The organism is Achromobacter sp. T5-5, from assembly GCF_055397965.1.
Genome location: NZ_AP027919.1, coordinates 4,113,954 through 4,136,370 on the forward strand (window position 1 = coordinate 4,113,954; position 22,417 = coordinate 4,136,370).

A 22,417-nucleotide genomic window follows, 5' to 3' on the forward strand; every position below is an offset into this window, starting at 1 on the left:
GTCGGAAGTCGGAGGTCGGAAGTCGGATCGTGAACGCACACCTTAGCCCAAAACTGTACCGAAACAGCGGATTTTTCCGGCGGGGTTGGCGGCAGGTCGCGCTGGCGATACAGTTTGCCGGTCGTTCACCCCGATGGAGCCCCGGCATGCCGAAACGCCATTCGTCCCCGGAAGCCCGCCCCGCCGCGATCCGCGTCGGCATAGGCGGCTGGACCTACGAGCCGTGGCGCGGCGCTTTCTACCCCGAAGACCTGCCGCACGCGCGCGAGCTGGAATACGCCAGCCGGCAATTGACCGCCATCGAAATCAACGGCACCTACTACGGCACCCAGAAACCCGCCACCTTCGCCAAGTGGCGCGACGACACGCCGGACGATTTCGTGTTTACGCTCAAGGCCTCGCGCTACGCAACCAACCGCCGCGAACTGGCGGGCGCCAAGGAATCCATCGACCGCTTCGTCAAGAGCGGCATCGCCGAACTGGGCCCGAAGCTCGGCCCCATCGTCTGGCAGTTCGCCCCGACCAAGCCGTTCGACCCGCGGGACTTCGGCGCCTTCCTGGCATTGCTGCCGGACAGCATCGAGGGCCTGCCCCTGCGCCATGCGCTGGACGTGCGCCATCCCAGCTTCGCCTGCGAGGAATACGTGGAACTGGCGCGCAAGCACCGCGCCGCAACCGTCCATACCGACAGCGACGACTACCCTTCCCTGGCCGACCAGACGGGCGACTTCGTGTATGCGCGGCTGATGCGCGCCAGCGCGAGGTTCAAGGCGGGCTATGCGCCCAAGGCGCTGGACGCCTGGGCCGACCGGCTGCGCGCGTGGTCGGCCGGTGCGGACCCGGACGGCCTGCCGCACGCCGGTGAGCCCGCGAAGACCGCCAAGGCGCGGCCGCGGGACGTCTATGCGTATTTCATCAACGGGGCCAAGGAACGCGCGCCGGCGGCGGCGCGCGCCCTGATCGAGCGGCTGTAAAGGCTTACTGCGCCACCGGCGTGCGCATCGTCACGAACTCTTCGGCCGCCGTCGGATGGATGCCGATGGTGTCGTCAAACACCGCCTTGGTCGCGCCCGCCTTCAGCGCCACCGCAAGGCCCTGCACGATCTCGCCCGCGTCCGGACCGACCATGTGCACGCCCAGCACCCGGTCGGTCTGCGCGTCGACGATCACCTTCATCAGCGTGCGTTCCTGCGATTCGGTCAGCGTCAGCTTCATGGGCCGGAAGCGGCTTTCGAAGAGCTGCAGTTCGTAGCCGGCTTCGCGCGCCTCTTCGGTCGTCATGCCGACCGTGCCGATGTTGGGCAGGCTGAACACCGCGGTGGGGATCAGCTTGTAGTCCACCGTGCGGTATTCCTGCGGACGGAACAGGCGCCGCGCCACGGCCATGCCTTCTGCCAGCGCCACGGGCGTAAGCGGCACGCGGCCGATCACGTCGCCGATGGCGAGGATGGACGGTTCGGCCGTCCGGTATTCGTCATCGACCTCGATGAAGCCATCCTCGCGCAGCTTGACGCCGGTGTTTTCCAGCCCCAGGTTGTCGAGCATGGGGCGGCGGCCCGTGGCGTAGAACACGCAGTCGGTCTCGATGACGGCCCCGTCCTTGCAGGTGGCGGCCAGCGTGCCGTCCTCGCGCTTGTCGATGCGCACGACCTCGGTGTTCATGCGCAGGTCGATGCCTTTCTTGGTGAGCTCGTCGCGCAGGTGCTCGCGCACGCCCAGGTCAAAGCCGCGCAGGAACAGCGGGCCGCGGTAGGACTGCACGGTCTGCGCGCCCATGCCGTTGAAAATGGACGCGAACTCCACGGCGATGTAGCCCCCGCCCACCACCAGCACGCGGCGCGGCAACTCCTTCAGGAAGAAGGCCTCGTTGGAGGTGATGGCGTGTTCCTTGCCCGGGATGTCGGGCACCTGGGGCCAGCCGCCCGTCGCCACCAGGATGTGCGCGGCGCTGTAGGTCTTGCCGTTGATCTCGACCTTGTGCGGATCGACGATGCGGGCGTGGCCTTCCAGCAGCGTCACGCCGCTGTTGACCAGCAGGTTGCGGTAGATGCCGTTCAGGCGTTCGATCTCGCGGTTCTTGTTGGCGATCAGCGTGGGCCAGTCGAACTTCGGCGCCTGGGCGGACCAGCCGAAGCCGTGCGCCTGCTCGAAGTCTTCGCTGTAGTGCGCGCCGTAGACCAGCAGCTTCTTGGGCACACAGCCCACGTTCACGCACGTGCCTCCCAGGTAGCGGCTTTCGGCCACCGCCACGCGCGCGCCGAAGCTGGCCGAAAAGCGCGCCGCGCGGACGCCGCCGGAGCCCGCGCCGATCACAAACAGATCAAAATCAAATGCCATGTCGTTTCCTTCGCGCGGCCTGGCGGCCGGCGTTCACTGTCCGGGAAAGCTGTATTTAACACCACTGCGTCCCGGGCCGCCGGCTCCGCCTCATCGCGTCCGCCCGCCGCGCCCAGCCATCGCACGCGCCACCGGTCGCGCCCTGCCGTCCGCCCGGTTTCCACGCGGCGAAGGTTGGGATACAGTGGGCGCAGCCGGCCCCGCAGGCCGGCACTTCATCCGGAGCGCATCCCATGTCTCTCGAAACCTGGCTGGCCTTCCTGGGCGCCTCGGCGCTGCTCGTCATGCTGCCTGGCCCCACCATCCTCACCGTCATCAGCTATTCGCTCACCCACGGCAAGCGCGCCCGCCTGCCGCTGGTGCTGGCCGTGGCGCTGGGCGATTCGACCGCGCTGGTGCTGTCGCTGCTGGGACTGGGCGCGCTGCTCGCCGCCTCGGCGTTCTGGTTCACGGTGGTCAAGACCGTCGGCGGGCTGTATCTGCTGTACCTCGGCTACCGGCTGCTGCGCGCCGGCGTCTCGCCGGCCACGCTGCCCGCGGCGACGGCCACGGGATCGCGCTGGAAGCTGTTCGCCAACACCTACCTGGTCACCGCGCTGAACCCCAAGGGCATGATCTTCTTCGTGGCTTTCCTGCCGCAATTCATCGACCCAGCGGGCGACGTGACGCGGCAGCTCTGGATGCTGTCGGCGACCTTTGTCGCCTGTGCCGGCATCAACGCCGCCGCCTACGCCGTGTTCGCAGGCTCGGCCCGGCGCATGCTGGCGTCGCCGCGCGCGCAGCGCGGCTTCAATCTGGGCGGCGGCGCGCTGCTGTCGGCCGCCGGCATCTGGGCCATGCTGGCCCGCCGCGCCTAGCGCAGCCAAGGCGCCGCCGGAGCGCTGTCGCGCTACCGCGCCGCGGCCATCATGTATTCCACCGCGGCGCGCAGCGTCGCCTCGTCGGCGGCCGAGCCGCCGCGGGGCGGCATGGCGCCCTTGCCTTTCAGCACGGTGACCATGAGCGCATCCGGGCCTTGCGCCAGGAACGGCGTCCAGGCCGCTTTGTCGCCCAGCTTGGGCGCGTTGGCCACGCCGCTGGCATGGCAGACGACGCAGGCCGATTTGTAGAGCTTTTCGCCGGCGGGGTTGACGGCGGCCGGGGTGTCCGCCGACGCCTGTTGCGCGGGCAGGCTGGCCAGGGCCAGGGCGAATGCAAGTCGGGCAAAGTGAAGCATGGCTGGGGTTCTCGTCTACGGGGTGGGAATGAAGCGGCAAGGCGCGCGGCGCGCGCCCTGCCCGGCGTCGATCAGCGCGGGATCGGACCCGGCGCCTTGATCTGCTTCATCAGGTCGTCATTCCACTTGCCCTCGACCTTGATGTGCCCCGCCGCGCCCAGCTCGAAGGCTTCGATCAGGTTGTGGTTCAGGTACGCGTACACGCCCGGCTGCTTGAAGGTGTAGAGCGCGGCGCCGGCCGATCCGCCGCGGATGAACCAGGTTTCCAGGTCCTTTTCGGGCGGATTGTTGAACTTGCCGGTTTCCCAGACCCAGTCGCCATGGCCGCCGATCAGGTGCGGACGCGTGTCGCGGTTGGCCTGCGAATGGATCAGCAGCACGGTTTCGCCGACCTTGGCGGTCAGCGCGTTGTCGCCGGTCAGCGCGCCGACCTTGCCATTGAAGACGATGTGGGACGGGGTCAGCTTGCGCATGACTTCGACCGTGTCGCCATAGCTCTCGGCCAGGGTCGCGAAATCCTTGTACTTGCCGTTGGCGTCCTTCGGGATATACAGATCGAATTCGCCGATCGTGTAGACGCGGTCGTAGTGCAGCGGCTTGCCCTGCGGGTCTTTCAGGCCCTCGCGCGGCAGCACCATGATCGTGCCGCTCATGCCGGACACCACGTGCCAGGGCACCATGCCTTCCGGGGCACAGTGATAGACGAAGGTGCCGGCGCGGTCGGCCTTGAAGCGCATCGTGGCCTGTTCACCGGGATTCACGTTGGTGAGCTTGGCGCCGCCCAGCGCGCCCGTCGCGGCATGGAAGTCCACGTTGTGCGGCATGGCGTTGGACTTGGGATTGACCAGGGTCAGCTCTACGTAATCGCCCTCGTGCACGACCATCGTCGGGCCGGGCATGGAGCCGTTGAAGGTCATGGCCTGCAGGGTGGTGCCCTTGCCGTCGATGACCATCTTCTTTTCCTCGATGGTCATGGTGAATTCGACGACCTTGGGGCCGGACTTGGCCACCTGCTCATGCGGGTGGACCATGGGCGGGGCAACCAGCGTGACCTTGGCGCGCGGCAGCGTGTCGGCATCCTGGGCGTGGGCCAGACCTCCGGCCATCGTGAGAACCAGGGCGGCGGCAAGCAAGGTGGGGCGCAACGCGTTCATGTGCTACTCCTCTTTCGGTTTCTTCAACGCCGAGTCTGTCGGCAGCCCCATTGAAGAACCGCGGGCCAATGCGTTCTTTGTCGTAGCGCAAATTCGGGATAACCCTGCGGCCGTCCGCGCATTGTCAGTGCCACCCCCAGGTGTCACCATCGGACCGTGGAATTCCTCCACGGCCACACGCGGACCGCCATGCCATCGCCTTTATGCCATGCCCTGCTGCGCAACCTGGATGTCTTCAGGCCCTTGTCCGACGCGCAGCTCGATGCCGCGCTCCGGGACGCCGTTCCCTGCCGTCTTGAAGCGGGCGAAGTCGCCTACCGGCAAGGCGCCGACGGCGCCCACTTCTTCGTGTTGCTGCACGGCTGCCTCAAGGTCACTCAACTTACATCGGAAGGCGATCAAGTTGTCGTGAGATATGTCAATCCGGGCGATATGTTCGGGCTGGCGTGCGCGATGCGGCAGTCCTGTTATCCGGCCACCGTGCTGGCCGTGCAGGAAAGCGTCTGCCTGGCGTGGCCGGCGTCGGCATGGGAAGGCTTTATCGCCAGCCATCCGCAATTGGGCGCCATCGCGCTCCAGACCATGGGCCAACGCCTGCAGGACGCGCACCTGCGCATCCAGGAGCTTTCCACCGACGACGTCGAACAGCGCGTGGCGCGCGCGATCCTGCGGCTGGTGCAGCAGTCCGGCCAGCCCATGCAGGACGGCATCGGCATCGGCTTTCCCATCACGCGCCAGGACGTGGCCGAGATGACCGGCACCACGCTGCACACCGTCAGCCGCCTGCTCAGCGACTGGAAGCAGCGCGGCATCGTGGCCAGCGGCCGCAAACGCATCGTGCTGCGTTCGCCCGCCGCGCTGGCCCGCCTGTCCGAAAGCGCGCAGCCGGGGTTGAACTGCGCGTCGTGCCTGTCGTGCCGGGATGGTTCGCCGGCGGCCGCGCCGCGCGGCTAGCCTTCTTCCAGCACCAGCCGCAGCCCCAGGTTCGCCGGCGGCACACCCACCGAGCAGGCCCCGCTCTTGGGGTCGCGGATGAAGTCGGGCAGGTAGGCGATATGCCGGCCCGCCGCGACCCGGATGCCGCAGTTGCGGCTGAGCGCCGCGTCCGCGGGCGCATCCAGCACGCGCAGCGAATGGCAGTCCGACGTCCAGTCCCACACGCTGCCCGCCATGTCCTGCAATCCCGCCGCGTTGACGCCATAGCCGCCGAACGGACGCACCGACGTATCGGCGCCCTCCCCGCCCCGGCGGCTCTGCTGTTCGTATTCCGCCAGCCAGCGCTGCGCGGGATCGCCCGCGTCCTGGCCGCCGTTCTGCGGGTCGGACAGCGTCTCTTCGCGATAGGCTTCGCCCGCCGCATAGATCCATTCCGCGTAACGGGGCAGCCGATAGCGCTGGCCCGTGGAGCCCGACAGCCATGCGGCGTAGGCGGTGGCGTCCGACCAGCTGATGCCCGTGGCCGGCAGGTCGGGCGACGCGTCCTGGCGATGCGCGGCATCCAGGGGCTTGCACGCGGCGGCGGCCACGCACGCCGCGTATTCCGCCTGGCTGACCTGGCGCGTCATGATCGCCACGCCGCGGGCATGGCGCGTGGTGACCGGCGCCTGCGACACCGGATAGCCGTTGCGCAGCGCCTCGCCGGGCGGTTGATGGGTGGCTTCGCCGGGCGGCAGCCGCGTCAGGTCCGGCAAGGCAAGAGGGGCCCGGTCTGCGGGCCCGCATGCGGTCAACGATAAGCAAAGGATGGCGGCAAGAGGCAGGAAGCGCATGCGGAGTTTCTCCGAAGCGCCCGCGCCGGTCGGGCGCGGGCTTGGCTTGCATTGGACCCGCCGCGAGGGTCCGCGACGTTGCGCTGGCGCAAAGTCGCCCACGTGCGCGGATCAGCCGCGCGCCGCCTTGGGCGTCAGGCGCGGTTCCACCAGTGCGGGCTTGCTGCTCAACAGGCCCAGGATCACCTGCATGACCATGGCCAGCGCCCCCAGCAGGAACACCACGTCGCCAAACGTGCGGCCCCAGCGCAGGGTCTTGAGCAGGTCCTGCTGCATGAAGGCTTCGCTGCGGGCGTACCACATGCCTTCGCTGACGCTGGCATGGAACTGGATCAGGCCCACCGGCAACAGGCTGGTGAAGATCATCAGCACCAGGCCGATGTTCATGCCCCAGAACGCCAGCTTCATCAGCCCGGGGTTCAGCGCGTACTGCGGACGGATGTAGCGCAGCACCAGCAGGGTGAAACCCAGCGCCAGGAAGCCGTACACCCCGAACAGCGCGGCGTGCGCGTGCACCGGCGTGGTGTTCAGGCCCTGGATGTAATACAGCGAGATCGGCGGGTTGATCATGAAGCCGAAGACACCCGCGCCCAGCATGTTCCAGAAGGCCACGGCCACGAAGCACATCAGCGGCCACTTCAGGTTGTCCATCCAGGCGGCGCGCGTCTTCAGGCGCCAGTTTTCCCAGGCTTCGTAGCCCAGCACGATCAGCGGCACCACTTCCAGCGCCGAGAAACTGGCGCCCACCGCCATCACGGGCGTGGTCGTGCCCGCGAAGTACAGGTGGTGGAACGTGCCGGGAATGCCGCCCAGCATGAAGAGCGAGGCCGAGGCCAGGCTGGCCGTGGTGGCCATGCGGCGCGACACGAGACCCAAGGTCGAGAAGATGAAGGCCAGCGCGGTGGTGGCGAACACTTCGAAGAAGCCTTCGACCCACAGGTGGACGATCCACCAGCGCCAGTACTCCATGATGGTCAGGTGCGTGCGTTCGCCATAGAAAAAGCCGGCGCCGTAGAACAGGCCGATCGCGCCGACCGAAGCCGTCAACAGCGCCAGCAGGTTCTTGTCGCCACCGGGCGTGCGCAGCGCCGGCACGATGCCGCGCAGCATCAGCACCAGCCAGAAGCAGATGCCCGCGAACTTGCCGATCTGCCACAGGCGGCCCAGGTCCACGTACTCATAGCCCTGGTGGCCCAGCCAGAAGTTCAGCTCGGGCGGCATGATCTGCGCGATCGCCAGATAGTTGCCGGCGAACGAGCCGACCACCACCAGCACCAGCGCCCAGAACAGGATGTCGACCCCGGCCTTCTGGAACTTCGGATCGCGTCCGCCGTTGATCAACGGAGCCAGGAAAAGGCCGGCGGCCAGGAACCCGGTGGCGATCCAGAACAGCGCGCTCTGGATGTGCCAGGTGCGCACCAGCGAATACGGGAACCACTGGGACACGTCCATGCCATAGAACTTCTGTCCTTCAACCGTGTAGTGCGCGGTGAAGCCGCCCAGCAGCACCTGGAAGCCAAACAGCGCCACGACCAGGAACAGGTATTTGCCCAGGGCGCGCTGCGAGGGCGTCAGGGCGAAGGCCGTGAGCGGATCGCGCGCGGGCGCTTGCGGCTCCACTTCTTCCTGGCCGCGCAGGAAGGCCCAGGCCCAGACCAGGAAGCCGATGCCCGCCAGCAGCACGACGACGCTGATGATGGACCACATCACGTTTTCGGCGCTGGGCTGATTGCCGATCAGCGGTTCGTGCGGCCAGTTGTTGGTGTAGGTGACCGGCATGCCTTCGCGTTCGGTCGCCGCGGCCCAGGCCGTCCAGAAGAAAAAGCGCGTGAGCTGCGTGCGGCGCGCGGCGTCGGGCAGCGTGTTCTCCTTCATGGCGAAGCTCTCGCGGCTGCCGTGCAAGGCCGGCGCGTCGGAGAACAACTGGTCGTAGTAGGCCGCGGTCTGCTCGATGGCTGTTGCGCGGCGCGGCGTGATCGTCAGCGTGTCGGTCGCGGCGTCGCTGCGGTTGGCGCGGTACTCGGCCTTGAGCGCTTCACGCAGCGCGGCCTGCTGCGGCGCGGGAAGCTGCGCATAGGCCTGGCCGTGCTCGTCGCGCGCGGCCAGGTCCAGCCAGGCCGTCAACTCGCGATGCAGCCAGTCGGCCGTCCAGTCGGGCGCCTGATACGCGCCGTGGCCCCAGATCGAACCGAGCTGCATGCCCCCGACGGATTGCCAGGCGGTCTGCCCATCCAGGATGTCGTCGCGGCCGAACAGCGCACGGCCGTCGGACGTCACCACGTGGCCGGGAATGGGCGGCGCCTGCCGGTAGACCTCGCCGCCGTAGAAGCCGAGCAGTGCAAAGGTGATCGCCACCACGGCGATCAGCGTGAACCATAATTTCCGATACGGACCCATGATGGGAACGCCCTCCTGTGTTGCGGTTGGTTGGGGTACCTGTCCCCATGCGAAATCCATGCCAGAAAAAAACCGTTCGGAATCAATGCACTGTGAAGGGCGTGGTGTTTTTTACTGTGGCGCCGGCAGGTATAAATCACCATCACGGGGTGAATTCCACCGCGCGGCGCCGGCCCCCATCCCCTTGCCATCACTACAATGGGCGTGGCATCTGCCCGCCCTACGCCCTGGTCCCACCGCCCGCCCCACACGCGAGGAATCGCCCGGATGAACACCGCGCCGCTGCACATCGGAATCGTCGCCTGCTCCGCCGAGGGCGCCGCGCTCTGCTACCGCACCCTGTGCGCCGAAGGCGCGCGCCGCATGGGCCCGCACGCCCACCCCGAGATTTCGCTGCACACGCATTCGCTGGCCGATTACGTGGCCTGCCTGGACCGGGGCGACCTGGACGGCGTGGCCGCCCTGATGCTGTCGTCCGCCGACAAGCTGGCGCGCGCCGGCGCGGATTTCCTGATCTGCCCGGACAACACCATCCACCAGGCGCTGGACCGCATCGTGGCGCACGCGCCGCGGCCCTGGCTGCACATCGCGGCCGAAGTGGCCGCCGTGGCGTCGGCGCGCGGCTACCGGCGGATCGGCATCCTGGGCACGCACTGGCTGGTGGACAGCGGCGTCTACCCCGGCAAGCTGGGCGAACGGGGCCTGGACTACGCGCGCCCCGCGCAGGAAGACCGCCAGTTGCTCGGCCGCATCATCATGGACGAGCTGGTCTACGGCGTATTCGAGCCGGCGTCGGTGGCGCGGCTGCAGGGCATCGTCGACCGGCTGAAAGACGACGGCTGCGACGCCGTCGTGCTGGGCTGCACCGAACTGCCGCTGGTGCTGAACGACAACAACTGCGCCCTGCCCACGCTGGATTCGACCCGCATCCTGGCGCGCGCCGCGCTGGATCGCGCGATCAACGGCCGGACGCCCTGACGCCGCTCAGATCTGGTCCAGCCCGTACTGACGCAGGCGGGCCAGGTCCCGCACCTGGATCTGGTTGTAGGCCAGCGCCAGGATGCCCAGGTCGGCCAGGGTCTGCAGGGCCTGGTTGACCCGCTGGCGCGACAGGCCGGTCAGATAGCCCAGCTCTTCCTGCGAGATCGCCAGGGTCAGGTCGGTGGACGGATACAGCTGCGGGTTGAACAATTGCGCCAGCGACTGCGCCACCCGCGCGTCGGCATCCAGCAGGCGGTGGTTCTGGATGGACGCGATGAACTCGCCCATGCGGTCGTTCAATTGGCCGATGACGAAATGCGAAAAGGGCAGGCTTGCCGACAGCAGCCCATGGAACGTGGCGGCCGGCACCAGCATCACCAACGACGGCTGGATCGCCACTACATCGTATTTGCGCAGCTCGCGCTTGATGACGCTACCCTCGCCGAACCAACCGCCCGGCGGCACCCCCGAAAACGTGCAGCTGCGGCCCGATTCGTTGTAGATCGCCAGTTTCAGCAGCCCCTTGCTCACCCCGAGCCAGTAGTCCGACGGCGCGTTGCGCCGCGCGATCCACGCCCCGCTGCCCACGTGTTCGGCGCGCGAGGTCGCCAGCACCAGGTCCTGGTGCGCCGCGTCCAGGGCGCCGAACCAGCGACAGGCGCGAAAGAGCCCCGGCAGTTCGTCGGAGGAAACTGTGTTTGAAACATCGGACATGGGAAGAACCGTGTAAAACTGGGGGGTGCGCGGCCGGCCGTCTGTCGCGCAGGCGACAGACGCCATTTTCCGGCGGGCCATAAGCTAGGGCAAGCGACGGGGATCAAACTTCCCCGCAGACACATAAGAGGCGTACGCGCCCCAATTGGAGACCAAGCATGACCGGCATGTTCGACCACGGCCTTGCGCGCCGCGAGGCCAATTACGAAGCCCTGACCCCCGTGGATTTCATCGCCCGGGCCGCGCAGGTCTACGGCCACCGGCTGGCCATCGTCCACGGCAAGGTCCGCCGCACCTGGGCCCAGACCTACGAACGCGCGCAGCGCCTGGCCGGCGCGCTGGCGCAGGCCGGCATCCAGCGCGGCGACACGGTCGCCGTCATGCTGCCCAACATTCCGGCCATGGTCGAGGCGCACTTCGGCGTCCCCATGCTGGGCGCCGTGCTCAACACGCTGAACACCCGCCTGGACACGCCCAGCGTGCTGTTCATGCTGGGCCACGGCGAAGCCCGCGCGCTGATCGTCGACACCGAATACGCCGACCTCGCCCAGCGCGCCCGGGCAGAGTTTCCGCATCTCAAGGTCATTTCGGTCCACGACCTGGACGGCGCCCCCGCCACCCTGCCCGGCGCCACCGACTACGAGGACTTCCTGGCCGCCGCCCCGGCCGCCTTCGACTGGAAGCCGCCCGCCGACGAATGGGATGCCATCGCCCTGAACTACACGTCCGGCACCACGGGCGATCCCAAGGGCGTCGTCTACCACTATCGCGGCGCCTACCTGAACGCGCTGAGCAACATCCTCGAATGGGACATGCCCAAGCACCCCGTCTATCTGTGGACGCTGCCCCTGTTCCATTGCAACGGCTGGTGCTTCGCGTGGACGGTCGCCGCGCGCGCGGGCGTGAACGTATGCCTGCGCAAGTTCGACCCCAAGACGGTGTTCGACCTGATCCGCGACGAAGGCGTCACGCATTATTGCGGCGCGCCCATCGTGCAGAGCGCGCTTGCCAACGCGCCGGCCGAGATGCGCGCGGGCATCGCGCATACCGTGCGCACCATGGTGGCGGGCGCCGCCCCCGCGCCCGCGGTCATCGACAAGATGCGCGAGATCGGCTTTGAGCTGACCCACGTGTACGGCCTGACCGAAGTCTACGGCCCGGCCGCCGTGTGCGCCCACCAGGACGCCTGGGACGCGCTCGACCCCGAACGCCGCGCGCTGCTGACCGCGCGCCAGGGCGTGCGCTATCACCTGCAGGCCGGCGTATCGGTGCGCGATCCTGAATCCATGCAGGAGGTGCCGGCCGACGAAGCCACCATCGGCGAGGTCATGTTCCGCGGCAACATCTGCATGAAGGGCTACCTGAAGAACGAACGCGCGACCGAGGACGCCTTCGCCGGCGGCTGGTTCCATACCGGGGACCTGGGCGTGATGACGGCCGACGGCTATGTCCGCATCAAGGACCGCAGCAAGGACATCATCATCTCGGGCGGCGAGAACATCTCCAGCATCGAGGTCGAGGACGCGCTGTACCGGCATCCGGCTGTGGCCGCCGTCGCCGTGGTGGCCATGCCGGACCCCAAATGGGGCGAGACGCCCTGCGCCTTCGTCGAGCTCAAACCCGGCTGCACCGCCACCGCCGACGAAATCATCGCGCATTGCAAGCTGCTGCTGCCCGGCTTCAAGGTGCCGCGCGCGGTGCGCTTTGGCGAATTGCCCAAGACGTCCACCGGCAAGATCCAGAAGTTCGAGCTGCGCGCCGCCGTCGGCGCCACGTCGGCGATCGACGTGGCCAAGCCCGGCAAGCCGGACTGACCCGCTGGCCCTTGCCCCTTTCCTACGATCACTCGCTGAAAAATTACCCGCTGAATCCAGGAGCGCTTACGCCATGACGTACCAAGCCCCCGTGAAAGACATGCTGTTCGTGATGAACCACCTGGCCGGCCTGCCCCAGGTGGCCGCCCTGCCCGGCTTCGAGGAAGCCACGCCCGACACCGCGCAAGCCGTGCTGGAAGAGTCCGCCCACTTCGCCGCCGAGGTGCTGGCGCCGCTGAACCACCCCGCGGACCGCGAGCCCAGCGCCTGGCACGACGGCGCGGTCACCACCGCGCCCGGCTTCAAGCAGGCGTTTCGCCAGTACGCCGACGCCGGCTGGCAGGGCATGACCCACCCCGTGGAATACGGCGGCCAGGGACTGCCCGGCCTGATCGGGTCGCCCTGCTCCGAAATGCTGAACGCCGCGAACCTGTCGTTCGCCCTCTGCCCCCTGCTCACCAACGGCGCCATCGAGGCCCTGATGACGGCCGGCTCGCCCGAATTGCGCCAGCGCTTCATCGGCCCGATGATCTCCGGGCAATGGACCGGCACCATGAACCTGACCGAGCCGCAGGCGGGTTCGGACCTCGCCATGATCCGCACCCGCGCCCAGCCGATGGGCGACGGCACTTACCGACTGTCGGGCACCAAGATTTTCATCACCTACGGCGAACATGACCTCGCCGAAAACATCCTGCACCTGGTCCTGGCCCGGCTGCCCGACGCGCCGGAGGGCGTGAAGGGCATTTCGCTTTTCCTGGTGCCCAAGTTCCTGGTCAACGAAGACGGCACCCTGGGCGCGCGCAACGACGTCGCGTGCGTCTCCATCGAACACAAGCTGGGCATCAAGGCCAGCCCCACGGCCACGCTGCAGTTCGGCGACGCGGGCGGCGCGGTCGGCTATCTGGTCGGCCAGGAAAACCGCGGCCTGGACGCGATGTTCATCATGATGAACGCCGCCCGCTACGCCGTCGGCGTGCAGGGCATCGCCATCGCCGACCGCGCCTATCAGCACGCGCTGGCCTATGCCGCCGACCGCGTGCAGAGCCGTCCGGTGGACGGTTCCTCGCGCGAGGCCGTGCCCATCATCCAGCATCCGGACGTGCGCCGCATGCTTGGCACCATGCGCGCCCTGACCGAAGCCGGCCGCGCGCTGGCCTACGTCACCGCCGGCCACGCCGACCTGGCCCATGCCAGCCCGGACGCCGACGCGCGCAAGCGCCACCTCGCCATCCAGGAATTCCTGGTGCCCATCGTCAAGGGCTGGTGCACCGAAATGTCGATCGACGTCGCCAGCCTGGGCGTGCAGGTCCATGGCGGCATGGGGTTCATCGAGGAGACCGGCGCCGCGCAGTATTACCGCGACGCCCGCATCCTCACCATCTACGAAGGCACGACCGCCATCCAGGCCAACGACCTCGTCGGCCGCAAGACCCTGCGCGACGGCGGCGCGGTCGCGCGCGCGCTGCTGGAGGCCGTGCGCCAGACCGAAGCCGACCTCGCCGCCCGCAGCGAGCCCGCCGCCCAACGCATGGTCAAGCCGCTGCGCGAGGCGCGCGAAGCGCTGGCCAGCGCCGTCGAATTCATCCTGGCCAATGCAGCCGGCAATCCCAACGCGGTGTTCGGCGCCGCCGTGCCCTACCTGCTGCTGGCGGGCACCACCTTCGCCGGCTGGCAGATGGCCCGCGCCCTGCTCGTCAGCCTGGACCTGCGGGCCGAAGACCCGGCCTTCCATGACGCCAAGATCGCCACCGCGCAGTGCTACGCCCTGCACAAGCTGACCCAGGCGCCCGGCATGGCGGCGGTCGTGCTGGGCACGGCGGAATACGAGGTCCAGCCGTAACCTCGGCGGCGGGCGCAGCCGGCTAGGTGCGCGCCCGCCCGTCCGCGGGACAGGCGGCGCGCGCCGCGCGCGGCGCCGTCGCTGCCCAGAACAGCAAGGCCGCCACGCTGATGCCCGCGCCCAGCACGCAGACGCCCAGCCAGCCGGCCCGCGCGTACACGGCCGTCGCCGCGATCGACCCCAGTCCGCTGCCCACCGCGTAGAACAACATGTAGCCCGCCACCAGGCGGCTGTGCGCCTGCGCGCTGATGCTGAAGATCATGGCCTGGTTGGTCACATGCAGCGCCTGCAGGGCGAGGTCCAGCGCCAGCACGCCGACCGCGAGCAGCCACAGGCTGCGGTCCAGGAAAGCGATGGGCACCCAGGCCAGGCACAGCAACGCCAGGCCCATCGCGGTGGTGCGCTGGCCATGACCGGCATCCGCCGACCGTCCGGCGCGCGCCGCCATCAGCACGCCCACCACCCCCACCAGCCCGAACGCGCCCACCGCGGTGTGCGACAAGGCATGCGGCGGCGCGCTCAGCGGCAGCACCAGCGCGGTCCAGAAGGCGCTGAACGCGGCGAACATCAACAGCGCGATCATGCCGCGCACGCGCAGGACGCGCTCGGTCGCCAGCAAGGTGAACACCGAGCGCAGCAGCGCGCCGTAACGCAGGCCCGCGGCGGGCAGGCGCCGCCGCGGCAGCCAGCGGGCCAGCGCCACGGCCAGCAACGCCGACAGGCCGGCCGAGGCCACGTACACCGCGCGCCAGCCCCACAGGTCCGCCAGCACGCCGGCCAGCGTGCGCGCCAGCAGCAGGCCGATCACCACCCCGCCCTGCGCGGCGCCCACGACGCGCCCGCGCTCGGACGGAGCCGCCAGCGCCGCGGACAGCGCCAGCAGGCCCTGCGTCATCGCGGTGCCCAGCAGGCCAAGGGCCACCATGCCCGCCAGCAGCCATGGCGGATTCGCCGCGCTCGCCACCGCGCCCAGGGCCAGCACCAGCAGGCCCAATTGCCACAGCATCAGCCGGCGGCGGTCCAGCAGGTCGCCCAGCGGCACCACGAAGAACAGGGCCAGCGCGCAGCCGATCTGGGTGGCGGTGACGACGATGCCAATTGCCGCCTCGTCCAGGTGGAATTCCCGTCCGATGGCGTCCAGCAGGGGCTGCGCGTAGTACACGTTCGCCACGCTCAGGGCGCAGGCCGCGGCCAGTAGCAAGACCAGCAGGGCGGGCATAGCGGGCGCGTTGCCGTCCGGCGAGGGAGAGGGTTTCATGGCAATCCAGTTTTATTACGAAACCAGAATGCTAGGCGACTAGGTTTTATAATGCAACCAAATTTCGGCCGGCGCGACCGGCCGCCGGCCCAGATCCAGAGCCAGTCCCAGACCCAGCCCCAGACCCAGCAAGGAACCCGACATGGTCAAACGCACCAGCCTTGAAGGCGCCGCCTGCCCCGTGGCGCGCTCGCTCGACGCCATCGGCGACTGGTGGTCGCTGCTCATCGTGCGCGACGCGTTCGACGGGCTGCGCCGCTTTGGCGAATTCCAGAAGAACCTGGGCATGGCCAAGAACATCCTCAGCGACCGCCTGCGCACGCTGGTCGCGCACGGAATCCTGCAGGTCGCGCCCGCCTCGGACGGAAGCGCCTACCAGGAGTACGTGCTCTCCAGTAAGGGCGAGGCGCTGTTTCCGGTGATCGTGGGGCTGCGCCAATGGGGCGAAGACCATTACTACGGCCCTGACGAAGCGCATTCGGCCCTCATCGACCGCCAGCGCGGCCAGCCGGTGCGGCGCCTGGAGATCCGCGCGCAGGACGGCCGCGTGCTGGCGCCGGGCGACACGGTCGTGCGCAAGGTGGCGCCGTCCGCACCGGATCCGCAGGGCGGCGCCGCACGCTGATGCGCAGGGCCGGCCACGGCCGGCCAGCATCCCCGCCCTAGGCCGCCGCGGGCCAGTGGCCGGTCGCGAGCGCCGTCGGCGACCACGACTCGAAGCGCCAGCGCAAGGCCAGTGCCCCCGGCCGCCGCACCACCCGGCGCACATGGACGCGCCACAGGCGTTCGGCGCCCTCGAATTGCGCGATCTCGGGGCCGTCCAGGACCACTTCCGCCCGCCCGGTCAGTTGCAGCACGTCGCCGCGCTCGAAGTCGATGAAGAGCAGTCCGGCCACGGGATTGGCCACGAGGTTGCCCAAGGTGTTGAAAAAGCGGTTGCCCGAAAAATCCGGAATCGTCAGCACGTCGCCGTCCACCCGCACGAAGCCGGGCTTGCCGCCGCGATGCGAGACATCCACGCTCCGGCCGCCGTCGCCGTCCTCGCGGTCGACGTAGCTGGCGACGAAGAAGGTGTCGGACGCCGCGATCAGCGCGCGCGCCGCCGCGTCCAGTCCGGCCTGTCCGGGCAGCGCCGCGGCAAAGCGCAGCGACGGCGAGCGCGAGAAATAGAAGTCGCGCGACTGGATGTACTGCGGGCAATTGCCGAAGGATTGCGCCACCACCACGTCGAAACGCTTGCCATCCCAGGCCTGGATGCGGCCGTTCATGCGGTTGCGCCGGCGCGTATGCAGCTCGATGCCCAGGAGCCCCACCGCCTTGCCCGGCCCCAGTCCGGCGCGCAGCGGATCGTCCGTGTCGGGCATCGCGGCGATGCGCAGCGTGTGCGGGTCGGGCGACGCGGCAAAACCGGGCTCCCCTTCCAGGATGCCGGCCCAGGGATCGCCCTGCGCATCGACGGCGCCCGCCACCAGGAATGGAAGCTGCGCGAAGAACTCGCGGTGCTGGTCGGGCATGTAGTCGCGGATGACCTTGCGTCCGACCAGGTCCATGCGCGCGGCCACGCCCGTGTGGTCCTGCAATTGGCGTTCGCCGGCGTGCCACGGCGAGGGTGCGGGGGTTTCGGAAGAATTCATGATGGTCTCCTTGCGGCGGGCGCCCGGCCTCAGGCCGCGAGCAGTCCCACGGCGGACGACGCCATGGGCACGAAGCGCGGCAGATGCTCGATCCGGTCGAGCCACGCGCGGATATGCGGATAGTCCGCCAGCGACACGTTGCCTTCCGGCGCATGCGCCACGTAGGCATAGCAGGCCACGTCGGCAATCGTCGGAGCATCGCCCGCCAGGAAATCGCGCTGGCGCAGTTCGCCTTCCATGACGGCAAGCAGCGCATGCGCGCGCGCCAGCGTGGCGTCCGCGTCGAGCGGCGCGCCGAACAGCGTCACCAGGCGCGCCGACGCAGGGCCGGCGGCCAGCGGCCCGGACGCCACCGACAGCCAGCGCTGGACCGCGGCCGCCCCCACGGGATCCTGCGGCAACCAGGCCTGCCCGCCATAGCGCTTGGCCAGGTACACCAGGATGGCGGTCGAATCGGCGACCACGACGCCGTTGTCATCGATCACCGGGACCTGCCCGAAGGCATTGAGCGCCAGGAATTCGGGCCGCTTCTGCTCGCGCTGGCGCAGGTTCACGTCGACGGCCTCATGCGGCACGTCGAGCAGGGACAGCATCAGCTCGACGCGATGCGCGTGGCCGGACAAGGGGTAACGGTAGAACTTCAGGGGGGTGGACGGCACGGCGGGCTCCCAGGTGGATTCAGGGCTCCATCTTGGGGCGCGCCGGCCGGATCGGGAACGGCCGGCGCCGGCAAGACACTCTTGCCGTACATGAAATAAAGCCCGTCAGGCCGGCAGTGCGTCCAGGTCCCGGCGCAGGGCCTGGACGCAGAATTCCACGAAGCTGCGCACCTTGGCCGAGCTTTTGCGCCCTTCCGGATACACCACGTGGACCGGCACCGGCGGCATCTCGAATTCACGCAGCACCACCTGCAGCGCGCCGCTGGCCAGGTGCGGCGCCACCTGGTAGGACATCACCTGCGTCAGGCCCCAGCCCTCGCGGGCGGCCATGACCGCCGCCTGGAACGAGGTGACGGTGAGCTGGGACTGCACGTTGAGCCGCTGGATCTGGTTGTCCTGCACGAAACGCCACTGCGGCCCCCTGCCCTCCATCGCCGCGGTGATCGTGCAAAAGCGATGCAGGGCGTCCGGGGTTTCGGGCACGCCGCGCTCGCGCAGGAAATCCGGCGATGCGCAGACCACGCGGCGCACGTGGCCGACCGGCACCGCGGTCAGCGAGGAATCCGGCAGCGCACCGATGCGCACGGCCACGTCGATGTCCTCGTCCACGAGATTGACCACGCGATCCACCAGCAGCGCACGTACCGAAACCTGGCGATGCTCGCGCAGATAGCCCAGCACGGCCGGCATGACGTGCAGTTCGCCGAACAGCGCGGGCGCCGTGATGGCGAGCGCGCCGCGCGGCGCGGCCATGGCCCCCGCCGCCGCGTCGTCCGCCTGTTCGACGTCGTCCAGAATGCGGCGGCAGTCGGCCGCATAACGCTGGCCCGCTTCGGTCAGGCGCAGGCTGCGCGTCGTGCGCACCAGCAGCAACGCGCCCAGGCGGCGCTCCAGCGCGGCGACGCTGCGCGTCACGGTGGGCGCCGACATCTGCATGCGCCGCGCCGCCGCGGCAAAGCTGCCCGCGTCGGCCACGGCAAGAAATACCGTCATCTCATGGAATCGGTTCACAGCGGGACGGGCTCCGTAGTCTTGTCATGCGTGGTGGCGTCGCGTCTCGCGCCGTTGCCTGCAATTTACCCGCGAGCGTCCGCCTTGTCCTGCCCGCCGCGCAGCGCCTGGCCGCGGAACTCCTTGCGCAGCCACGCCAGAAACGCCTTGACAGGCGGGTGACGCTCGCGCCCCGGGGCGCACAGCGCGGTGTAGGCCGAGCCCGCGACGCGGATCTCCGGCCGGAACGGCACCAGGGTGCCGGCAGCCACGCTGTCGGACACCATCACCGAACTGGCCAGCACCAGTCCCTGCCCGGCGATGGCGGCCTGCAAGGCGTAGTGTTCCTCGGTATAGGCATGCTCGGCGGCCGGGCGGCGCCATGCCGGCAGGCCCGCCGCGTCGCACCACGCCTGCCACCCCTGCTCATAGAGTGGCGAATCGCGCCAGCGCACCGTCACCAGCGCGGGCGCTCGCCGTCCTGCCTGCGCGATGCGGGCCGGCGCGCCGTACACGCCGAACCACTCCGGCAGCGCGCAAGCCGCGTGCAGCGCGGGATAGCGCTCGAGGCTGTAGCGGATGGCCACGTCCACGCTGGCGTCCTGGAGCAGGTCGACGGGGTCGGGCGTCGCGTCCAGGCGCAGTTGGTATTGGGGATGCGCCTGATGGAAACGCCCCAGCCGGGGCACCAGCCAGAGCGCGGCGAAGGAGTGCGTGGTGGAGACGGTCAGCGCGCCCGACGCCGGCGCGGGGCGCAATGCGTCCAGCGCCTGCGCCACATCGAGCAGGGCGCCATGCACGCCCGCAAACAGGCGCGCGCCCTTGTCGGTCAGGCGCACGCCGCGCGGCACGCGATCGAACAGCGCGCACCCCACGTGGCGCTCCAGCGCCTTGACCTGATGGGAGACGGCGGTAGGCGTGACCGACAGCTCGTTCGCGGCCAGCTTGAAACTGCGCAGGCGCGCGGCAGCCTCGAAGGTGCGTAGTGCGGTGACGGGAAGCGTGGCAAACATCGGCGGCATACCTGGATGAATTTGATTCAGCTTAATCCAGGAATGGTCATTTGTCGCGGCGGCGGCTTGCGGCCAACATAGCCTGCAACATGGCCTGAAACATGGCCATGAAGATCGTTTCCAATCACTCTTGCGGGAGCCAAGCATGAATTCAAATCAGCAATCGAACCGGCTGCTCATTCTGGTGGGCAGTCCGCGCCGCGATGGCAACAGCGCCGCGCTGGGCAAGGCCGCCCTGCGCGGGGCCGAGGCCGCCGGCACCGCCGCCACCCTGCTCTTTCTCGATGACTACATTCACGGCTTCCTGCCGGACCTGCGGCACGCCCGCGCGCCGGCGGACCGTTACGCCGAACTCTTCCTGGAACACTTTCTGCCCGCCGACGGCATGCTGCTCTGCACGCCCGTCTATTGGTATGGAATGTCGGCGCAGGCCAAGGCATTCTTCGACCGGTCGTTCAGCCATTACGCCGGGTCGGGCCCCGAGCCGCAGCGCGTCATGGCGCGCATGACCGGCAAGCGGCTGGGCCTGGCGGTCGCCTCGGAAGAAACCTATCCCGGCGCGGCGCTGGGCATCGTGCACCAGGTCCAGGAATATGCGCGCTACACCCATTCCGACTTTGTCGGCTACGTGCACGGCGCGGGCAACAAGCGCGGCGAGATCGCGCGCGATCCGCGCCAGCCCCTGGCGGCCGCGCAGACATTGGGCGCCGAGTTCTTCACCCGCAAATACTCCGACTACCGGATCGAGACGCCCCGCCGTCACAACGTCTGGGAGCCCGCGCCCGCCTTGAGCAGCACGCCGGGCGGGCTGCCATAGACCTGCTTGAACACGCGCGTCAGATGCGCCTGGTCCGCAAAGCCCACCGCCTGCGCGGCGTCGGCCAGCGGCAGGCCGCCGCGCAGCAACGCGCGGGCGCGCGCCACCCGCCAGTTGCGCAGCCACGCCTGCGGCGGCAGGCCATAGCGCCGCGCGAACTGCTTGACCAGCGTGGTGCGGTGCCGGTCCTGCGCCTGCGCCAGCGCCTCCAGGTCCGGCGCGCAGGCCGGATCGGCGGCCATGCGTTCGCGCAGCAAGGCGCACACGTCGGCCATGTCGGCCAGGTCGGCGACGCCGGCAGGGTCGCCCGACGCTACACAGCCGCCCTCGTTGCCGCCGTCCGGCGTCCGGCCATGCGCGGCCAGCAGGCCGAACACGGCCGCCGACATGCGCGCGCGGCGCTGCGCGGCGGGAATCTCGTCGGCTGTCAGCGCATTCAGCCAGGTTGCGCACAGCGCGGCATCGGCGATCACCGGCCCGGCCCGCCGCACGCCATGCGCATCCAGCGCCCGCTCGTGGTCCTGGAACCAGGCGGGGTCGAGATAGGCCATGCGGTACGCCAGCGACCCGGCAGCCGTGCCGCCGGTGTGCACCTGTCCCGGGGCGATCACCACGAGCTCGCCTGCCCGCGCGGTGTAGGGCGCGCCTTGCACCGTGAATTCGCAGCAGCCCTGCTCGACCGCGCCGATGGCCCAGGCGTCATGGAAATGCGGCGCGTAGCGATAGGCACGCAGGTCCGCGATCAGCACGTCGCCGGGCAGGCCCGCGCCGCAATGCCAGATGTGTTGAGAAACCGCCATGGGTAGAGGGTCAGCCGTCTCGCGGCTATCCGAAGTAGCGACCATCCGACGTCAGGGATCGGGCCAGCAGCCACGCGTTGCGAGGGTTTTCTCCGACGCGCCGGATGGCATACGGCCACCAGTCCGCGCCGAACGGGAGATAGACCCTGACGTTATAGCCCAATCCGCGCAGCGCCAGTTGCCAGTCCGGGCGCACGCCGTAGAGCATTTCAAATTCGAAGTCGGCGGGGGACCAGCCACGTTCGCGCGCCAGGTCGATGATGGCGCCCGCCAGCCGGTCGTCGTGCGTGCCGAAGACCGGGTAGAAGCCCGAGTCCCGCGCCTCGCGCGACAGCATGATGGCGGCCGCGTCCAGATAGGCCAGGTCGATGCGCGCGCGCCCCGCGTGATCCAGCGCCCGCTCCGGGAACGCGCCCTTCACCAGCCGCAGCGAGGTCCGCTGGCGAATCGCCCAGGCCAGGTCTTCCGGCGTGCGGCGGCGCCGCGCCTGCAGCGTGAGCCCGGCGGGGACGCCCGCTTCCAGCAAGTGGCGATGCAGCGCGCAGGTGCGGTCGCGGATGGCGGAATCTTCCATATCCAGCATCAGGCAGCCGCGTCCCCCGCGTGCGGCGCCTTGCGCCGCCATGCCGATGCGCCGCGCGTTGTCCTCGCCCAGCTCGTCATCGCGCATGTAGCCGATGGCGGTGGGGTCGACGGACACGTGCACGTCCAGGCCGGCGTCGGCCAACGCCTTGCATGCGCCGATGGCCTGATCGACGTTGTGCGCGATGGCGGCCCGGTCCGCGACGTACTCGCCCAGGTAGAAGAGCGATGCGCGGATGCCATGCGCCTCGCGCAGCCTCACGGCCGTGCGCACGGCCTCGTGCACGTCGGCGCCGCCGACGAACCGGCGGGCCAGCGAGGTCCGGGCGGCCATCGCCCGCATCGCCTGCCCGACCGCCGGGCTGCGCGCCAACGCAATCGTGGTTCTCTGGAAAATGCTCATCGCCTCACCGCGCAAAGCGGCCACTATGCAGCGACG

21 protein-coding genes are annotated in these 22,417 nt (G+C 69.2%); 8 read left to right on the top strand and 13 right to left on the bottom strand.

What is annotated here, in order from left to right; genetic code table 11:
- The first annotated feature begins 146 nt into the window (after positions 1-146).
- Positions 147-974 (top strand): DUF72 domain-containing protein, encoded by an 828-nt coding sequence (locus ACZ50Q_RS18675; RefSeq protein WP_464079239.1) that lies wholly within the window; start codon positions 147-149, stop codon positions 972-974.
- 4 nt (positions 975-978) lie between these two features.
- Here ACZ50Q_RS18675 and gorA read toward each other — a convergent pair whose 3' ends face one another.
- Positions 979-2,337, bottom strand: coding sequence for a glutathione-disulfide reductase (gene gorA / locus ACZ50Q_RS18680; protein WP_464079240.1), 1,359 nt, complete (start codon positions 2,335-2,337; stop codon positions 979-981).
- A gap of 233 nt (positions 2,338-2,570) precedes the next feature.
- Between gorA and ACZ50Q_RS18685 the strand changes: the two genes are divergently transcribed.
- On the top strand, positions 2,571-3,194 hold the full coding sequence (locus tag ACZ50Q_RS18685) for a LysE family translocator (RefSeq protein WP_076521566.1): 624 nt from the start codon (positions 2,571-2,573) through the stop codon (positions 3,192-3,194).
- Positions 3,195-3,226: 32 nt separating this feature from the next.
- Here ACZ50Q_RS18685 and ACZ50Q_RS18690 read toward each other — a convergent pair whose 3' ends face one another.
- The gene (locus tag ACZ50Q_RS18690) at positions 3,227-3,553 is read right to left on the bottom strand and encodes a c-type cytochrome (RefSeq protein ID WP_464079241.1); all 327 of its coding nucleotides are present in this window, start codon (positions 3,551-3,553) and stop codon (positions 3,227-3,229) included.
- A gap of 71 nt (positions 3,554-3,624) precedes the next feature.
- On the bottom strand, positions 3,625-4,707 hold the full coding sequence (gene nirK / locus ACZ50Q_RS18695) for a copper-containing nitrite reductase (RefSeq protein ID WP_464079242.1): 1,083 nt from the start codon (positions 4,705-4,707) through the stop codon (positions 3,625-3,627).
- Positions 4,708-4,896: 189 nt separating this feature from the next.
- Here nirK and ACZ50Q_RS18700 point away from each other — a divergent pair, with 189 nt between their 5' ends.
- Positions 4,897-5,661, top strand: coding sequence for a Crp/Fnr family transcriptional regulator (locus ACZ50Q_RS18700; RefSeq protein ID WP_464079243.1), 765 nt, complete (start codon positions 4,897-4,899; stop codon positions 5,659-5,661).
- Here ACZ50Q_RS18700 and ACZ50Q_RS18705 read toward each other — a convergent pair.
- The gene (locus ACZ50Q_RS18705; protein WP_464079244.1) at positions 5,658-6,398 is read right to left on the bottom strand and encodes an SUMF1/EgtB/PvdO family nonheme iron enzyme; all 741 of its coding nucleotides are present in this window, start codon (positions 6,396-6,398) and stop codon (positions 5,658-5,660) included. The two genes, ACZ50Q_RS18700 and ACZ50Q_RS18705, sit on opposite strands and share 4 nt — an antisense overlap.
- A gap of 189 nt (positions 6,399-6,587) precedes the next feature.
- On the bottom strand, positions 6,588-8,873 hold the full coding sequence (locus ACZ50Q_RS18710; RefSeq protein WP_464079245.1) for a nitric-oxide reductase large subunit: 2,286 nt from the start codon (positions 8,871-8,873) through the stop codon (positions 6,588-6,590).
- A gap of 267 nt (positions 8,874-9,140) precedes the next feature.
- Here ACZ50Q_RS18710 and ACZ50Q_RS18715 point away from each other — a divergent pair, with 267 nt between their 5' ends.
- Positions 9,141-9,851, top strand: coding sequence for an aspartate/glutamate racemase family protein (locus tag ACZ50Q_RS18715; protein ID WP_076521572.1), 711 nt, complete (start codon positions 9,141-9,143; stop codon positions 9,849-9,851).
- 6 nt (positions 9,852-9,857) lie between these two features.
- On the opposite strand, the gene ACZ50Q_RS18720 is transcribed toward ACZ50Q_RS18715, so the two are convergent.
- Entirely contained in the window at positions 9,858-10,568 is a 711-nt protein-coding gene (locus tag ACZ50Q_RS18720; protein WP_464079246.1) for a Crp/Fnr family transcriptional regulator, read from the bottom strand.
- Positions 10,569-10,726: 158 nt separating this feature from the next.
- On the opposite strand from ACZ50Q_RS18720, the gene ACZ50Q_RS18725 reads away from it, so the two are divergent.
- Positions 10,727-12,382 (top strand): acyl-CoA synthetase, encoded by a 1,656-nt coding sequence (locus ACZ50Q_RS18725; RefSeq protein ID WP_464079247.1) that lies wholly within the window; start codon positions 10,727-10,729, stop codon positions 12,380-12,382.
- A gap of 73 nt (positions 12,383-12,455) precedes the next feature.
- Entirely contained in the window at positions 12,456-14,225 is a 1,770-nt protein-coding gene (locus ACZ50Q_RS18730) for an acyl-CoA dehydrogenase (RefSeq protein WP_464079248.1), read from the top strand.
- Between the two features lie 22 nt (positions 14,226-14,247).
- Here the strand turns inward: ACZ50Q_RS18730 and ACZ50Q_RS18735 are convergent, their stop codons facing one another.
- Entirely contained in the window at positions 14,248-15,483 is a 1,236-nt protein-coding gene (locus ACZ50Q_RS18735) for an MFS transporter (protein WP_464079249.1), read from the bottom strand.
- Between the two features lie 142 nt (positions 15,484-15,625).
- On the opposite strand from ACZ50Q_RS18735, the gene ACZ50Q_RS18740 reads away from it, so the two are divergent.
- Positions 15,626-16,108, top strand: coding sequence for a winged helix-turn-helix transcriptional regulator (locus ACZ50Q_RS18740; protein ID WP_464079250.1), 483 nt, complete (start codon positions 15,626-15,628; stop codon positions 16,106-16,108).
- Positions 16,109-16,145: 37 nt separating this feature from the next.
- On the opposite strand, the gene ACZ50Q_RS18745 is transcribed toward ACZ50Q_RS18740, so the two are convergent.
- From ACZ50Q_RS18745 to ACZ50Q_RS18760, 4 genes are all read right to left on the bottom strand, one after another.
- Positions 16,146-17,117 carry a pyridoxamine 5'-phosphate oxidase family protein gene (locus ACZ50Q_RS18745; protein ID WP_464079251.1) on the bottom strand — a complete coding sequence of 324 codons (972 nt, stop codon included), beginning with the start codon at positions 17,115-17,117 and terminating at the stop codon, positions 16,146-16,148.
- A 29-nt stretch (positions 17,118-17,146) separates the two neighbouring features.
- On the bottom strand, positions 17,147-17,776 hold the full coding sequence (locus tag ACZ50Q_RS18750; protein WP_464079252.1) for a glutathione S-transferase family protein: 630 nt from the start codon (positions 17,774-17,776) through the stop codon (positions 17,147-17,149).
- Positions 17,777-17,881: 105 nt separating this feature from the next.
- Positions 17,882-18,787 carry a LysR family transcriptional regulator gene (locus ACZ50Q_RS18755; RefSeq protein ID WP_464079253.1) on the bottom strand — a complete coding sequence of 302 codons (906 nt, stop codon included), beginning with the start codon at positions 18,785-18,787 and terminating at the stop codon, positions 17,882-17,884.
- 65 nt (positions 18,788-18,852) lie between these two features.
- On the bottom strand, positions 18,853-19,779 hold the full coding sequence (locus ACZ50Q_RS18760; protein WP_464079254.1) for a LysR substrate-binding domain-containing protein: 927 nt from the start codon (positions 19,777-19,779) through the stop codon (positions 18,853-18,855).
- Positions 19,780-19,924: 145 nt separating this feature from the next.
- On the opposite strand from ACZ50Q_RS18760, the gene ACZ50Q_RS18765 reads away from it, so the two are divergent.
- Positions 19,925-20,596 (top strand): flavodoxin family protein, encoded by a 672-nt coding sequence (locus ACZ50Q_RS18765; protein ID WP_464079255.1) that lies wholly within the window; start codon positions 19,925-19,927, stop codon positions 20,594-20,596.
- On the opposite strand, the gene ACZ50Q_RS18770 is transcribed toward ACZ50Q_RS18765, so the two are convergent.
- Positions 20,539-21,396 carry an AraC family transcriptional regulator gene (locus tag ACZ50Q_RS18770; protein WP_464079256.1) on the bottom strand — a complete coding sequence of 286 codons (858 nt, stop codon included), beginning with the start codon at positions 21,394-21,396 and terminating at the stop codon, positions 20,539-20,541. The genes ACZ50Q_RS18765 and ACZ50Q_RS18770 overlap by 58 nt on opposite strands.
- A 25-nt stretch (positions 21,397-21,421) precedes the next feature.
- Positions 21,422-22,381, bottom strand: a complete 960-nt coding sequence (locus tag ACZ50Q_RS18775; RefSeq protein ID WP_464079257.1) for a proline dehydrogenase family protein — start codon at positions 22,379-22,381, stop codon at positions 21,422-21,424.
- Positions 22,382-22,417 lie beyond the last annotated feature (36 nt).

Bases quoted from the DNA above. Each gene is read 5' to 3' on its own strand.
- ACZ50Q_RS18760 (WP_464079254.1), bottom strand. From the start codon at position 19,779: ATGTTTGCCACGCTTCCCGTCACCGCACTACGCACCTTCGAGGCTGCC.
- ACZ50Q_RS18745 (WP_464079251.1), bottom strand. From the start codon at position 17,117: ATGAATTCTTCCGAAACCCCCGCACCCTCGCCGTGGCACGCCGGCGAA.
- ACZ50Q_RS18690 (WP_464079241.1), bottom strand. From the start codon at position 3,553: ATGCTTCACTTTGCCCGACTTGCATTCGCCCTGGCCCTGGCCAGCCTG.
- gorA (WP_464079240.1), bottom strand. From the start codon at position 2,337: ATGGCATTTGATTTTGATCTGTTTGTGATCGGCGCGGGCTCCGGCGGC.
- ACZ50Q_RS18710 (WP_464079245.1), bottom strand. From the start codon at position 8,873: ATGGGTCCGTATCGGAAATTATGGTTCACGCTGATCGCCGTGGTGGCG.
- ACZ50Q_RS18675 (WP_464079239.1), top strand. From the start codon at position 147: ATGCCGAAACGCCATTCGTCCCCGGAAGCCCGCCCCGCCGCGATCCGC.
- ACZ50Q_RS18725 (WP_464079247.1), top strand. From the start codon at position 10,727: ATGACCGGCATGTTCGACCACGGCCTTGCGCGCCGCGAGGCCAATTAC.
- ACZ50Q_RS18735 (WP_464079249.1), bottom strand. From the start codon at position 15,483: ATGAAACCCTCTCCCTCGCCGGACGGCAACGCGCCCGCTATGCCCGCC.
- ACZ50Q_RS18700 (WP_464079243.1), top strand. From the start codon at position 4,897: ATGCCATCGCCTTTATGCCATGCCCTGCTGCGCAACCTGGATGTCTTC.
- ACZ50Q_RS18765 (WP_464079255.1), top strand. From the start codon at position 19,925: ATGAATTCAAATCAGCAATCGAACCGGCTGCTCATTCTGGTGGGCAGT.
- nirK (WP_464079242.1), bottom strand. From the start codon at position 4,707: ATGAACGCGTTGCGCCCCACCTTGCTTGCCGCCGCCCTGGTTCTCACG.
- ACZ50Q_RS18775 (WP_464079257.1), bottom strand. From the start codon at position 22,381: ATGAGCATTTTCCAGAGAACCACGATTGCGTTGGCGCGCAGCCCGGCG.
- ACZ50Q_RS18770 (WP_464079256.1), bottom strand. From the start codon at position 21,396: ATGGCGGTTTCTCAACACATCTGGCATTGCGGCGCGGGCCTGCCCGGC.
- ACZ50Q_RS18740 (WP_464079250.1), top strand. From the start codon at position 15,626: ATGGTCAAACGCACCAGCCTTGAAGGCGCCGCCTGCCCCGTGGCGCGC.
- ACZ50Q_RS18685 (WP_076521566.1), top strand. From the start codon at position 2,571: ATGTCTCTCGAAACCTGGCTGGCCTTCCTGGGCGCCTCGGCGCTGCTC.
- ACZ50Q_RS18720 (WP_464079246.1), bottom strand. From the start codon at position 10,568: ATGTCCGATGTTTCAAACACAGTTTCCTCCGACGAACTGCCGGGGCTC.
- ACZ50Q_RS18715 (WP_076521572.1), top strand. From the start codon at position 9,141: ATGAACACCGCGCCGCTGCACATCGGAATCGTCGCCTGCTCCGCCGAG.
- ACZ50Q_RS18730 (WP_464079248.1), top strand. From the start codon at position 12,456: ATGACGTACCAAGCCCCCGTGAAAGACATGCTGTTCGTGATGAACCAC.